Consider the following 14,282-nt stretch of genomic DNA (forward strand, 5'->3'; position numbering starts at 1 on the left):
AAGTTAGGTGGGGGATGAAGAAAAAACCCCCCACTGATTAAAGTTTCACTTTATATCGTAAAAGTCTGATTTATACAGGAAAAAATCCCCACTAATTAAATTTTCAATTTATAATAGAAAAAGAAGTAGTTTTATAAGAACTTTTTATGGGGAGAAAGTGAACATGTATAAAATATTAATTGTAGAAGATGATGAGAAAATCGCGGGGATATTAGAGGAACATTTAGAAAGGTATGGCTATCAGTCATTTAGAGCGAGTGATTTACGGCATATAAAAGATGAATTTGTAAAAGTAAATCCACATCTCGTGTTACTTGATATTAATTTACCGTATTTTGATGGGTTCTATTGGTGTCGTCAAATCCGCAGTGTATCGAATGCACCCATTATTTTTGTTTCTGCAAGGACGGGGGAAATGGATCAAGTAATGGCAATTGAAAATGGCGGAGATGATTACATTACGAAGCCATTCCATTTAGACATTGTAATGGCTAAGGTGAAAAGTGCACTTCGTCGTGGGTATGGTGAGTATGCTTCTGCGGCAGAAAGCGATTGTTTAGGTGTAAATGGACTGTTGTTATTCCCATCTCAGCACGTTGTTGAGTGGCAAGGACAACAAACAGAACTGACAAAAAATGAATTTTACTTATTAGAGTGTTTAATGAAACAAGCAAATCAATATGTAACGCGCGAAGAATTGTTAGAAGCCCTCTGGGATGAGGTAGCTTTTGTTGATGATAATACATTAACCGTAAATGTAAAACGTGTAAGGAAGAAACTAGAGGAGCTCGGCATTAAAAATGCAATTGTAACGAAACGTGGATATGGTTATGCGCTTCTTACAGAGTGGGGAGAAGCGCATGAAGGTTAAAGATTACCTTATGGACCGCTTTTCTTTAATGCTTTCTTACATTGTTAGCCTCTGTTTATTTGGGCTCGTTTTGCAGTTGCAAAGTCTTTTAGAAAAGCGATCTATTGATTGGAATACATGGTTATACGGACTTTTATTAGGGATAGTTGTGTTTACTGTATACCTTATTTACGATTACCGAAAACGGAGTGTATTTTTCAAGAGGATCGAAAAATATGTTACTAGCGGAAATACATTACATGATTCCTTACTTATTGATACTTCTTATACGGCAGAGCAAGAGATGGTTGTTGAATCGTTTACGCTATTAAGACAGCAATATATGAATGAAGTTCATAAACAACATGCAAAAGAACAACAGCAAATGATATTTATGAACCAATGGATTCATCAAATGAAAACACCGGTATCTGTTATTGAGTTGCTATTACAGAAGTTTGGTAAAGAGCATCGTGAAGCAAGAGCAACAGTTGAAAGTATTCGTGAAGAAAATAATCGCATACTAAATGGTTTAGATTTAGCGTTACATATGGCAAGGTTAGAGCAGTTTGCGAAAGATTATAAAGTAGAAGTAGTAAATGTGATAGATATTATTAGAGGTATTATTAATGAAAATAGAAAGTCCTTCATTCAATCGTCTGTATTTCCGAAAGTGATGTTTGAGGAAGATACTTGTATGGTTGCCTCTGATAGAAAATGGCTCAGTATTGCTATAGGGCAAATTGTTGTAAATGCAATTAAGTATACAAAAATTTCGGAAGCAGAAAAAAAGGAAATTCAATTTCAAATTGAAGAGAAAGATCAAAAGGTGTTATTACATATTAAGGACAATGGAATCGGTATTCCAGAGCAAGATGTAAAGCGTATATTTGATCCATTCTTTACAGGGGTAAATGGCCGTAAAACGAGAGAAGCGACTGGAATGGGTTTATATATTACGAAGGAAATTTGTGATAATTTACATCACGGTATGTATGTGCAATCGGCTGAAGGGGAAGGGACAACATTCACGTTCCAATTTGCAAAAGATGAAGAATATCATACATTAATGAGAAAAATGACAAAACTGTAAGATAACAAAACGTTTTGTAAGGGAAATCACTCGTTTCTTTTTCTTATTTTTCTTATAGTAAATGTAAGAAGAAAACACATAGGGGGATTAGAAATGAGTGTTCTTGAAGTAAAAGGATTAACGAAGGTGTACCAATCAAAAGGTTCAGTAGCAACGACTGCTTTAAATGATATAAATTTTAAAATAGAAGAAGGCGAATTTGTAGGGATTATGGGTCCTTCAGGGAGCGGGAAAACAACGCTTTTAAATTTATTAGCAACAATTGATAAGCAAACTTCAGGTCATGTGCTTGTAAATGGGGAAGAAATTAATCAAATGCGTGCTGCAAAATTAGCGGAGTTTCGCCGTACACATTTAGGATTCATTTTCCAAGATTTTAACTTACTTGATACGTTATCGATTAAAGAAAATATCATTTTACCACTTGTAATGGCGAAGAAATCTGTAAATGAAATCGATGCAAAAGTGCTTGAGATTGCAAAGTTTTTAAATATCGAGGGCATTTTAAATAAAAAGGTATATGAAGTATCAGGTGGCCAACAACAACGTGCAGCAGCTGCGAGAGCGATCATTCATGAACCGACGTTAATTTTAGCAGATGAGCCAACTGGAAACTTAGATTCTAAGTCGGCAAAATCATTAATGAGCGCGTTGCAAGATTTGCATGAACAAAAGAAAGTAACAATTGCAATGGTAACGCATGATCCAGTAGCGGCGAGTTATTGCGAACGTATTCTTTTCATACGTGATGGAGAGATTTTCTCAGAAATACATAAAGGAAGAACGAAACAAGCCTTTTTCCAAGAAATTCTGGACGTACTTGCGATGCTAGGAGGAGAATATCATGAACTTTCGCCAGCTCGCGCTTAATAATGTAAAAGGAAATTGGCGTAACTATAAAGCGTTTCTTATAAGTAGTTGTTTATCGATAGTCGTATTTTTCATGTATGCTTCCTTCATTTATCATCCAGATGTTGTAGGCGGTAATATTAGTATGAGGGAGATGATTTCAAAAGGGTTAGAATCGATGAATTATATTGTAGTCATCTTCTCAGCACTCTTTATTTTATATGCAAATTCAACATTTTTACGAGCAAGGAAAAAAGAGTTTGGTCTATTAACATTAATAGGCGGAACAAAATCTCAGCTTGGCCGAATGATTATATCAGAACAGCTTATGTTAGGTAGTATTGCAATTGTAGTAGGTATTGGACTTGGTATGCTTTGTTCCAAATTATTCTTCCAAGCATTAAGCGTAATATTGAAAATAGATAAAACACTTCCACTCGTATGGAATAGTAAAGCGGTTTTGATTACAGCAGGTGTATACTTTATTTTATTTTTAATCTTATCATTGTTTAGCGTTTGGACAGTAGGACGCTTGCAAATTATTGATTTATTAAGAGAAGCAAGAAAGCAAAAAGTAGAGCCTTTTGCATTTACATGGTTATGCATAGTTGGTATAGGATGTATTATTGTTGCATATGTACTTAGCTTCCAAGTAACATTTATGAATTTTATCATTCTGTTTTTACCGATTGTAGGGCTGACGATAGGCGGAACTTATTTGCTGTTTACACAAGGTAGTACAGTCGTATTAAAGGCGTTACAAAAACGAAAAAAATCTTTTTATACATATCCAAATATGTTCGTACTTAGCAATCTTATTTATAAAATGAAAGATAATGCTCGTTTTCTATTTGTAATTTCTATCATTACGGCGGTTGTATCTTCAGCAGTCGGTACACTGTATGTATTCTTTGAAGATATGAGCTATAAGGCAGTAACTAGTACCCCGCATGCTATTTCGTATGAGGAAAAGGGAATACATACGCATAATGTCATCAAAGAAGGAAAAGCAAAAGAATTAATAAAAAAACACGGATTTGAAGAAGCGCGAGAAGTAACGTACGTAAAACTTCCTGGAACTCAAAAAATCACGATGTTTAACAGTGAACATGAGATGCCAATGGCGATTGTTTCAGAAAAAGAATATAACGCTGAAGTACGTAAACAAAAAAGAGAGCAAGTTAGAGAAGTTCATAATGCACCTGGTAGTGCAACGATGGTCATAACGGATATGGCGAACGATATGATGAAGGTAGATCTTGCGAAACCGTATGAATTTAAAATGAACGGACAAACGCAGTCTGTTCAATTAAATCAGCCAACTTCATTTTCTGTTTTTAATGATAGTGAATATCTCATTGTAAATGATCAAGATTTTGAGGAATACGCAAAGCTCGTACCAGATGAAGAAAAGACGAAATATTACGGTTATTATATAGAAGACTGGAAAAGTACAGAAGATCTTGTGTTAGATTTGAAAAAGGAAATTGCACCAGATAAGCAAGAGGAATTGCATAACTCAGTGCTCGCTTATAAAAATATAAGGGAATCAGGGGCAATTACAATGTTTATTGGTTTCTTCGTAGCTGTACTATTCTTCTTCTTTGCTTGTAGTATGACATACTTTAAATGGTTTAACGATAAAGAACAAGATCGTATTCAATTTAAATCGTTAAAGAGAATCGGTATGACAGATAAAGAAATTCGTAAAATTGCAATTCGACAAATGGGTGTTATCTTCTTTATCCCAATTGTCATCGGCGCTATTCATAGTGGATTTGCTCTTCATACGCTAGGGAAAATGCTTTATCTCGATTTATGGAAATCAGGTGCGATTGTAATTGGAGCATACATTGTAGCTTCTGCGATTTATTTTATAATCGCGCAAAGAGGATATTTGAAACACGTGCAAAGCTAGAGAAACCTCTAGCTTTTTGCCTATGTAGTAAGTTATAGGGGGACGATAGATGAACATTCGGCAACTAGCGCTGCAAAATATAAAAGGAAATTGGCGTAATTATAAAGTGTTTTTCTTAAGTAGTTGTTTTGCAATATTTGCGTCTTTTGCATACATGTCTGTCATTGTACATCCGTATATGCAAGAGACACTGTGGTATCAAAACGTACGCTGGGGGCTTATTATATGTAATGTTATAATTACTTCTTTTTTCGTCATATTTATTTTGTACTCTACTTCTATTTTCATAGAGGCACGTAAGAAAGAATTAGGGTTATATATGTTAATGGGAGCGACGAAGTCTAACGTAATAGGAGTGATTATGACCGAGCAAATATTGATCGGAGTATTTGCTAATATATTTGGTATTGGGCTTGGTATGATTTTTTTAAAGCTCTTCTTTATGGTGTTTAGTATGTTACTGGGACTTCCGAAAGAACTCCCTGTCATATTTGACGTGAGAGCGATTGGGGGAACGTTTATTGCGTATATGTTCGTGTTTGTTTTCTTATCATTTATAAGTGCTTTACGTATATGGAATATAAAAATCATTCGGTTATTGAAAGAATTTCGAGCAGATAAAAAAGAGAAGAAAACATCAATGTGGCTTTGTATATTTGGCTTTATTTGTTTAGGTATAGGATATGCGTTAGCGTTACAAGCGACGATACTAACGATAGCGTTCTATTTTTTCCCTGTGTCTATACTTGTCTTTTTCGGAACGTATTTTTCTTTTACACACGGCACTGCTCAAATATTAGAAATAATAAAACGAAATAAAAAGATTATGTATACATATCCGTACTTATTTATAGTGAATCAATTGTCACATCGAATGAAGGAAAATGGTCGCTTTTTCTTTCTGATGTCTATGGCAACGACGTTTGTAGTTACAGCAACAGGTACGGTGTTCTTATATTTTTCTGGTATGCAAGATATGTGGCGTGGTGGGGGCGTGCACTCATTTTCTTACATAGAAAAAGGTGCTTCTTCTCATGAAGTCTTTGCGGAGGGAACGGTTGAACAATTATTGCACCAATATGGATATGATGATTTTCAATTTATGAGTTTTGTTGGAGTGTATGCATCTTTTCAGACCAATAAGGGGGAAACAGAAGTAGCGCCACTCATTAAACAAAGTGAATACAATCGAGAGGCAAGAAAACAAAAACAGAAAACGTATCATCCTAAAAAAGGTACAGTGACACTCGTTTATTATAATAAATACAATAATTCGAATGTATATAATCAAAAAGAGATTCAATTGCAAGTAATGAATCGACCATATCAATTCGTATTTAACGGTCAGAAAGAAGGGGTTCAATTTAACCATCATCCTTCGTACATTAATGGTCTGTTCTTTGTTATGAATGATGAAGATTTTGACAGAATAGCAAATAAGGTTCCGGATTCTGAAAAAATGATGTATAGAGGATACACATTACCAAATATCGAAAATACGAAAAAATTAAATGAAGCTTTACGGAAACATATAAAACAAGATGATAATAACGCATTTCGAAGTAATATGGAGTTATATGTGAATATGAAAGAGTTCGGCGATATTACTCTATTTGTAGGCTCATTCATTAGTATATTATTCTTTCTTACTTCATGTAGTATCGTATATTTTAAATGGTTTCATAATATTTCATCAGATAGAAAGCAGTACGAAGCGCTATCTAAGCTTGGAATGACGAAAGAAGAAGTGTGGAAGATTTCTCGCTGGCAATTGTGTATGCTATTTTTTGCACCAATTATAGTAGGGAGTATGCATAGTGCAGTTGCGTTATATACGTTTCATAAAACGATTTTTATGGATGGTTCATTAAGAAAAGTAGCTTTGTTTATTCTATTTTATATCGCCGCATGCATCATGTATTTCTTTTTCGCTCAAAGAGAATATAAGAAACATTTAGACTAGTAAATGCTAGTCTTTTTTTAATATTCGAAATTTACATAGAAGAATATAAAAAAGTATGGTATAACAGTAAGAAAACGAAAAAGGGGGGAAAAGACGATGATTCGAGTAGGATATTTAGGACCAGAAGCAACATTTACAAATATGGCGGTGAGTCGTTTTTTTCCGGAAGCAGAGCATGTACCGTATCGAACGATTCCAGACTGTATTGATGCAGCTGCAAATGGAAATGTAGATTATGCAGTGGTACCACTAGAAAATGCCATAGAAGGTTCAGTGAATATAACGGTTGATTATCTTGTACATGAGCAACCACTTTCTATTGTAGGAGAAATTACAGTGCCAATTCAGCAACATTTACTTGTACATCCGCAGTATGCAGAAGTGTGGGAAGAAGTATATGCAGTGCATTCTCATCCGCATGCTATTGCACAATGTCATAAGTTTTTAAATGAAGAATTAAAAGGGGTAACTGCCCGAGATATGACATCAACAAGTGCTGCAGCGCAATATGTGAAAGAACATCCTGAAGAAAAAATTGCGGCTATTGCAAATGAAGCGGCTGCAGAAAAATACGGATTAACGATTGTAAGAAGTGGTATTCATACGCATAAAAACAATCATACACGTTTCCTCGTTCTGCATAAGAAAAAGAAAGCAATACTCTCAAATAACGGAGAAAACCGCGGAGAGAAAACGACGCTTATGATAACGTTACCTGCAGATTATGCAGGGGCACTATATCAAGTGTTATCGGCTTTCGCATGGAGAAAATTAAACTTATCTAAAATCGAATCGCGCCCGATGAAAACAGGACTTGGAAATTACTTTTTCTTAATCGATGTCGATAAAGCATACGATGACGTATTATTGCCAGGCGTAACGATGGAACTTGAAGCACTTGGTTTTTCTGTTACGGTGCTGGGGAGTTATTCTTCTTATTGGTTATAAGGGGGAGTTAGGTTATACCGTGTGATAGATAAATAAAATCCCACCTATAAATGGTGGGATTCTTTATTTTAACTTCGCGAGACGATCTTCTAATTGACCACGCCAAACGTCAGCTAGTTCTGGAACAGCAAGAATTTTTTCGATGCTATCTCTATCTTTTCTATTATGAAAATAAATTTCGTTAGAGAACAAGACAGAAACATTGCTCGGTTGACGCTCTAGTAATGTGATTTTTGAATCTTTACGTACAGTACCTTCCTGAAGAACGCGGCATAGGTAGCCAGTAAATCCAGTTGCTACAATGCGCGGCAGTATGCCAGGAATGCCGAGGCGTTTTGAAATCGTGCTACAAGGTACTCTTGCTTGTGTCACCTGAATGATTGCTTCACCCAATTTGTATGTATCTCCGATGCAAACATCACGCTCTAACATATTTGTTACAGTAATGTTTTCGCCAAATGCAGAAGCTGGGAGTGTTGTTTGAAATTCCTCTTCCCATAGTGCGTAATGCTCGTGTGGATACACGCAAACGGCGCGATCAGGTCCACCATGGTGTTTTAAATCTGCTACATCATCACCAAGGAAGCCATCTTTTGATAGGAAAGCTTCTTCGGTAAGTTCTTTACATATACCGGTAATCATTTCTTTATCTTCGCTATATTTCATTTGTTTCGGTTTGCCAATGCTAAAGTGAACGAGTTCAATTCCCATATGAAATCTCCTTTACAATTGATTACAATATTATATCATTTTAAAAAATAAAATCGCAGAATATGGTGGATTTTTCTGAAAGAAAAGAAAAATGAAGTTGAGGCACTGCCAAAACAATATGGATTTCATGCAATAAGATAAGGGGGGTTAAATGTTAAAAGAACCCAATTCCCATATTAAAATAGGGAAATTGGGTTCTTGTTTATTACTAGATGAAATGGACTTGCTATAAAAAATCTATACACGAAAGGGTGTCGAGCTAATATTTGTTTTTCTTGATATTTTTATTTATATAAATAGGTTTATTTTGTAACTTTATAAATAAATTCTACAATAGCGTCATGCATTTGATCTAATGCAGGTTGTTCCACTGGATAATGCCCCCCATTTTCTAACATGACTATTTTTACATCTACTTTTTTTATTTTGTTTAGGAATGGAGTGCTTAAATGTAATGGTGTCCATTTATCTTGCTCAGGTTGTGTTAAAAGAATAGGACATATATCAAAATCCTCTGGTTCCATTGCAGGCTGGTAATTACCATAACTGTCTAAGAATCTCATGCTTGCTTTATTCGCAGCAGATGTCTTATCACGATTAAATATTTCCATTACTTTTTCATTATTACATAAGGCACTCATTTTAGAAGCTGTACTCATTTTCATCTTAAAGTTTTCAAGTCCTATGTTACATGCAATGCCTGCCATAGGTATTCCAACACGACTCATAACGAGATTTTTAGCTGTTTCGTCACGAACTTGTTGATTTTTTTGATCTAGGAATGTCATACCAATGATTCCTTTAACTTTCTTATTTTTTGCAGCAACGTGGTAAGTTTCCATCCCACCTGCACTTAAGCCGTACAGTACAATAGGTCTATCATCACGTTTTTGTTCATAGTCGATATAATCACATGCTAAATCGACCCAATCATCATACTTTACTACGGATCCTTCTTTTACTTTTGTAACGCCATAAGTAGGCATGTCAATAGCGATTGTTTCAAAGCCATCTTTTGAAAGTGGACCACCTAAAATCATCGACATCTGTCTACCGTTCGTACCTACTCCATGTAATAAAATAACTTTAACAGGAGCCTTTTCATTCCGAAAACAATCTAAATGTACCTCATGTCCTTTCCAATTCCACCATTCTTCTGTTGGATGATAATTATCTGTAAAGTGATATTTTTTAGGTAAATAGGCTTGTATTTCACGCCATTCGTTTTGTTTACTGTATGTCATTTCGTTTCCTCCTTATCATGTTAAAAATAATTTTCGAAAGTCACTAAGTTCGAACGTTCGAACATCCGAACATTTCGTAAGTAAAATATTATTTGACTCTTTTATTTTTGTCAATAAATACTTTCTGATTCACTTTGTAAAAAAAGTAGCATTGTAAAATACTACTTTTATTCTTGTGCATATTATTTTGTTAATTACTTCTTTAATTGGTTATCGGTTTCTAATGATTCAATTAGTTGTTTTAATAATACAATGGAGTTGTCAAGAGAAAGAGCATAATACCTTTCCGTAGCACGTTTTTGAACAGTAACGAGATTTGCGTTTAAAAGATGCTTTAAGTGGTGTGAAATAGCTGGTCTAGATAAAGAAAGTCGGTCTACTATCTGATTTACAGACATTTCTCCTTCATCATACAGTAACACCAATATGTCTTGACGATTTAAATCCTGCAGAATTGAAAAAATAGGGGTACATTCTCTTAATATGCTTATTGTTTTTTTGCTCATGATACCTCTCCCTGTTTAATTGTTCGAACGTTTAGATGTTTATTTAGTATAAAACTTTACTAATGTTTCTGTCAAAGCCCCTTTACTCTCCTATTTAGAGATATTTCCAGCGCGTATGTCTTCATGCAACTTTTGGAATTGTAATTACATATATTCCTTACTTGTCGTTACTATAACCCTCTTTTACAAAACAACTTAACATTGCTTAACAAATGATTATTTCAGTAATGTTTGTTAAAGCATCGTATCACAAATACTTTTAATTTGTATATGTTGAGCCAATGAACCTTATTTCAATGGTCTCCATTTTCTTTCCCAATGATTATTCGTGAAATATTTATGATAAGATTTGAATGGTTTAATTGATTGAACGAAAGGAGATGCAGTGGATGAAGAATGTAGAAAAGTTAATTAAATTAACAGACGATTTTAAGGCATGCCAAACTGTCTTAACAGCAATTGGGGATTCTACACGACAATCAATTATTATTACCCTTATTGCAGCAGGCTGTGAAGATGGAATGAGAGTAGGCGAAATCACACGTAAAACACATTTATCACGTCCTGCAGTTTCCCATCATATAAAAGTGCTGAAAGATGCAAAGGTTGTCAATGTAAGACGTGTTGCGACGATGAATTTCTATTACATTGACCCTGAAAATAATAATTTAAAAATGGTAAAGAATTTACTTCAAAATATGGATGATTACATTGCTGAGCATTGGGAGCCATCAAATAAAGTGAAACTTTAATTAGTGGGGGGGTTCTTCATCCCCACTGATTATCAGCCCTCACCAATCGGACTTTAATGGGCAGCCCGTCCCCTCACCTAACTTCTTTGTTTTCGCTGAATTTTGAGGTGGGGGTCTTACTGCCCATTAAAGCGGGATAAATAAAGAAAGGATACAAAAAATGAAAAAGACTCTTTTAAATACGCCGATGAATAGATCAACTAAATTCACTGTGAAAAACCGTTTTTATAAAGCTGCGATGAGTGAAACAATGGCTACAAAAAACAATAATCCAACGGAAGAGCTAGTAAAGCTATACGGTCGTTGGGCGCAAGGCGGGGCTGGTTTACTTATGACTGGCAATGTCATGATTGATCGTGAGGCACTTGGCGAACCGGGAAATGTCGTTATTGAAGATGAGCGTGATTTAGATATCTTAAAAAGATGGGCAAAATCTGGTACGCAAAATGGTACGCAGCTTTGGATGCAAATAAATCATCCTGGTAAACAATCCCCGAAAACATTATCTAAAAATCCAGTTGCGCCAAGCGCCATTCCACTTACGGGTGATATTAAAGATTTCTTTAATAAACCAAGAGAATTAACATCAGGTGAAATTTGGCAGTTAATTAAACGATTTGGCAATGCCGCTCGTATTGCAAAAAAGGCTGGTTTTACTGGTGTTCAAATCCATGCCGCTCATGGTTATTTAATTAATCAATTTTTATCACCTCACCATAATCAGCGTCAAGATGAATGGGGTGGAGATTTAAATGGGCGTATGAAATTTTTAATTGAAACATATTATGAAATTCGTAAACAAGTCGGTGAGGAATTTCCAATTGGATTAAAACTAAATTCTGCCGACTTTCAGCGCGGCGGTTTCACTGAGGAAGAATCGATGAAAGTACTAAAAAAAATGGACGATTTGGGTATGGATTTAATTGAAATTTCTGGTGGTAACTATGAAAATCCTAAGATGTTTGACGGGGTACGCGAAAGTACGAAAAAACGTGAGGCGTATTTTTTAGATTATGCTCAAAAGGCTCGAACACTCGTACAAGCGGTGTTGATCGTAACAGGTGGTTTCCGTTCCGAAGAAGGCATGAATGAGGCAATTGAAAGTGGAGCTGTAGACATGGTTGGTGTCGGAAAGCTATTTGCATTAAACCCTGATTTTCCGAATCAGATTATTCATGGCAATTATCACACAGTTACGATCAAGCCAATTCGAACAGGTTTGAAAAGACTAGATAAAAAAATATCTTCTATGTTAGAGCTTACTTGGTATGAACATCAATTCAAATTGATGGGAAAAGGAAAAGAACTAAACCCTAATTATAGTGTATGGAAAACGGTATTCCAAATGATAAGCGAAAATGGGTTGAATGCATTCCAAAAGAGACGTGCATAAATAAAATATAGAGAATTTATTATTTTGTTGTTTTAAAATATATCTAAAGATGTTTTTCATAGAAGGAAGAATAACGGATGAAATCAACGTCCTTTGTCTTATTTGAGTTATTAAATTTCAAAAAAATATTGTTGTTTGATATTACGTTATTTTTTAAAAATTAAAGAAACGGCGTTATATTAAAGTAAATTGTTTCTTAGATGCATATGGTGATAAAGGTCATAAAAAATAGGTGTATCAACTAAAGTGTTGATACACCTTAAAACTGTTTTTTTAAACAACATAAGTTGTCGTTTAATATATCTCTAATTGCTATTAATAAACGAGAAATCCTGCTTTATCTAGTGCCTCGCAAGCTGCATCTAACTTTTCTTTTGAATCTGCTTCAATTGTATGTAAGTGAATACCATCCGTTAGTTGCGAAAGATAGGAAGCATTTGTGTTTTCGATTTTTTGTAAATATTGCTCTACATCAAAGCGATTGCTTACCATGATGGATGCTGTTAAGTCACCGTATACAGGATGCTCAACCTTTACATCTTTAATCGTGATGCCGTGGTCAACAAGCATTGTAAGTTCTTGACGTACTTCTGCTGGTTTATGTTGGCATACAATTACGCGTTCGAAAGCTTGTTGTTTCTCTTGTGGTTTTAAATATAAATAGCCTTGAGCAGTCGCAATGATCGGTTCGTTTCGTGCTTTAAGCAAGGAAATATCTTGCACGATAACTTGTCTACTTACATTCGTTTTTTTCGATAGCTCATTCCCGGATAACGGTTCATTTGCAGCGAGAAGCCACTGAAGGATAAGCTGTCGTCTTTCTTCACCTAAAATCTTTTTTTGTTCATTTTGTTTCATTATGATTTAACACCTCTATAAAATTGATTTCCAATTGTGTGTAGTGCATGAATAGTAGTATCAATTTGATCTTTCGTTGTTTGGTGTCCGAAAGAGAAGCGGACATATTGTTTTGCCTCTTCATACGTTTTTCCAATTGCAAGCATTGTTTTCGAAGGTTCTTGTTTACCGACTTGGCAAGCACTTCCGGTAGAAATGGCAATACCGCGGCGATTACATTCTAGCATTGTATATTGACCTTCTATTCCTTTTATTGTAACCCCAATAATATGTGGTAAACAAGAAGTAGAATGACCTTCTACTTTAATTTTTAGCGGAAGTGTTCGTATTTGCTCTAAAAAGTAAGAGCGTAACTCTTTAAAACGTAAACTTTCTTCTTGTTGATTTTTCAATATATTCTCAGCAGCTGTTAAAAAAGCTGCGATGCCAGGAACGTTCACTGTACCTGGACGAAATCCTTTTTCGTGAGAAGTCCCCGGAAATATTTGTGTCCAGCGAACTTGCGGATTTATATAGCAAGCGCCGACACCTTTTGGTCCGTATATTTTATGTGCTGAAACAGAAAGACTATCAATCCCCATCTCAAAAACATGGATAGGAAGTTTACCAAATGTTTGTACACAATCTGAATGAAATAAAACGTTATATTTTTTTAAAAGTGCCCCAATCTCTGCGATATTTTGAACGGTTCCGATTTCAGAGTTTCCGTGCTGTATACTTGCTAGAATGGTATCTTCTGTAATAGCCGCTTCTAAATCTATTAAACGAATGAGTCCATTTTTATCAACAGGAATTTCAGTAATTGTATACCCTTTTGATTGTAAGGATTGAAAATAACTTCGAATGGATGCATGTTCCATAGGTGTCGTAATAATATGCTTCTTATTTTGGGCATTGAGAAGGGACTGAATCGCAAGGTAGTTCGATTCTGACCCACCGCTCGTGAAGAATACCCCTTGTTCCTTTCCACCAATCATTTCAGCAAATATTTTTCTACAAACTTGTAATAAAGAAGAGGCCGTTCCTCCAATATCGTGTAAACTTTGTTCATTTCCGAAGTATTGCGATGCCGCTTTCATATATGTTTGTAATGCTTCCGCGCTCATAGGTGTAGTAGCTGCATAATCAAGATATATCATCATGTAAGTTCCTCTCTCTAGTAAGAGTTACATTTCTTTTATTTTTTTAAATGGTAGT

Annotated in this window: 13 protein-coding genes; 8 read left to right on the forward strand and 5 right to left on the reverse strand. The window is 35.1% G+C overall.

Annotated features, from left to right (window positions below; genetic code table 11):
• The first annotated feature begins 163 nt into the window (after positions 1-163).
• The 6 genes from ACTFRS_RS13265 to pheA all read left to right on the forward strand — a co-directional run bounded on the left by ACTFRS_RS13265 (position 164) and on the right by pheA (position 7,621).
• The gene (locus ACTFRS_RS13265) at positions 164-871 is read left to right on the forward strand and encodes a response regulator transcription factor (RefSeq protein WP_139866523.1); all 708 of its coding nucleotides are present in this window, start codon (positions 164-166) and stop codon (positions 869-871) included.
• Complete coding sequence (locus ACTFRS_RS13270; RefSeq protein ID WP_440024854.1) at positions 861-1,943, forward strand: HAMP domain-containing histidine kinase; 1,083 nt, start codon at positions 861-863, stop codon at positions 1,941-1,943. Before ACTFRS_RS13265 ends, ACTFRS_RS13270 begins: the two co-directional genes overlap by 11 nt.
• 93 nt (positions 1,944-2,036) lie before the next feature.
• The gene (locus tag ACTFRS_RS13275) at positions 2,037-2,813 is read left to right on the forward strand and encodes an ABC transporter ATP-binding protein (RefSeq protein WP_000114533.1); all 777 of its coding nucleotides are present in this window, start codon (positions 2,037-2,039) and stop codon (positions 2,811-2,813) included.
• A complete protein-coding gene (locus ACTFRS_RS13280; protein ID WP_440024853.1) occupies positions 2,788-4,710 on the forward strand; it encodes an ABC transporter permease in 1,923 nt (640 codons plus the stop codon). Before ACTFRS_RS13275 ends, ACTFRS_RS13280 begins: the two co-directional genes overlap by 26 nt.
• A gap of 49 nt (positions 4,711-4,759) precedes the next feature.
• The gene (locus tag ACTFRS_RS13285) at positions 4,760-6,673 is read left to right on the forward strand and encodes an ABC transporter permease (RefSeq protein ID WP_242269673.1); all 1,914 of its coding nucleotides are present in this window, start codon (positions 4,760-4,762) and stop codon (positions 6,671-6,673) included.
• A gap of 96 nt (positions 6,674-6,769) precedes the next feature.
• On the forward strand, positions 6,770-7,621 hold the full coding sequence (gene pheA / locus ACTFRS_RS13290; RefSeq protein ID WP_242269674.1) for a prephenate dehydratase: 852 nt from the start codon (positions 6,770-6,772) through the stop codon (positions 7,619-7,621).
• A 63-nt stretch (positions 7,622-7,684) separates the two neighbouring features.
• Here pheA and ACTFRS_RS13295 read toward each other — a convergent pair whose 3' ends face one another.
• The 3 genes from ACTFRS_RS13295 to ACTFRS_RS13305 all read right to left on the reverse strand — a co-directional run bounded on the left by ACTFRS_RS13295 (position 7,685) and on the right by ACTFRS_RS13305 (position 10,082).
• Positions 7,685-8,332 carry an MOSC domain-containing protein gene (locus ACTFRS_RS13295; protein ID WP_440024850.1) on the reverse strand — a complete coding sequence of 216 codons (648 nt, stop codon included), beginning with the start codon at positions 8,330-8,332 and terminating at the stop codon, positions 7,685-7,687.
• A gap of 302 nt (positions 8,333-8,634) precedes the next feature.
• The gene (locus tag ACTFRS_RS13300) at positions 8,635-9,576 is read right to left on the reverse strand and encodes an alpha/beta hydrolase (RefSeq protein WP_139866528.1); all 942 of its coding nucleotides are present in this window, start codon (positions 9,574-9,576) and stop codon (positions 8,635-8,637) included.
• A 194-nt stretch (positions 9,577-9,770) separates the two neighbouring features.
• The gene (locus ACTFRS_RS13305; RefSeq protein WP_000039471.1) at positions 9,771-10,082 is read right to left on the reverse strand and encodes an ArsR/SmtB family transcription factor; all 312 of its coding nucleotides are present in this window, start codon (positions 10,080-10,082) and stop codon (positions 9,771-9,773) included.
• Between the two features lie 389 nt (positions 10,083-10,471).
• Between ACTFRS_RS13305 and ACTFRS_RS13310 the strand changes: the two genes are divergently transcribed.
• Together ACTFRS_RS13310 and ACTFRS_RS13315 are read left to right on the forward strand one after the other, a co-directional pair.
• A complete protein-coding gene (locus tag ACTFRS_RS13310; RefSeq protein ID WP_139866529.1) occupies positions 10,472-10,834 on the forward strand; it encodes an ArsR/SmtB family transcription factor in 363 nt (120 codons plus the stop codon).
• Between the two features lie 160 nt (positions 10,835-10,994).
• The gene (locus tag ACTFRS_RS13315; protein ID WP_440024848.1) at positions 10,995-12,227 is read left to right on the forward strand and encodes an NADH:flavin oxidoreductase/NADH oxidase family protein; all 1,233 of its coding nucleotides are present in this window, start codon (positions 10,995-10,997) and stop codon (positions 12,225-12,227) included.
• A 315-nt stretch (positions 12,228-12,542) separates the two neighbouring features.
• On the opposite strand, the gene ACTFRS_RS13320 is transcribed toward ACTFRS_RS13315, so the two are convergent.
• A complete protein-coding gene (locus ACTFRS_RS13320; RefSeq protein WP_000812271.1) occupies positions 12,543-13,085 on the reverse strand; it encodes a transcription repressor NadR in 543 nt (180 codons plus the stop codon).
• Entirely contained in the window at positions 13,085-14,227 is a 1,143-nt protein-coding gene (locus ACTFRS_RS13325; protein WP_440024846.1) for an IscS subfamily cysteine desulfurase, read from the reverse strand. The genes ACTFRS_RS13320 and ACTFRS_RS13325 overlap by 1 nt, the downstream gene beginning before the upstream one ends.
• Positions 14,228-14,282 lie beyond the last annotated feature (55 nt).

Source organism: Bacillus cereus group sp. MYBK139-1, assembly GCF_051916915.1.
In the GTDB taxonomy this organism is placed as follows: Bacteria; Bacillota; Bacilli; order Bacillales; family Bacillaceae_G; genus Bacillus_A; species Bacillus_A pacificus.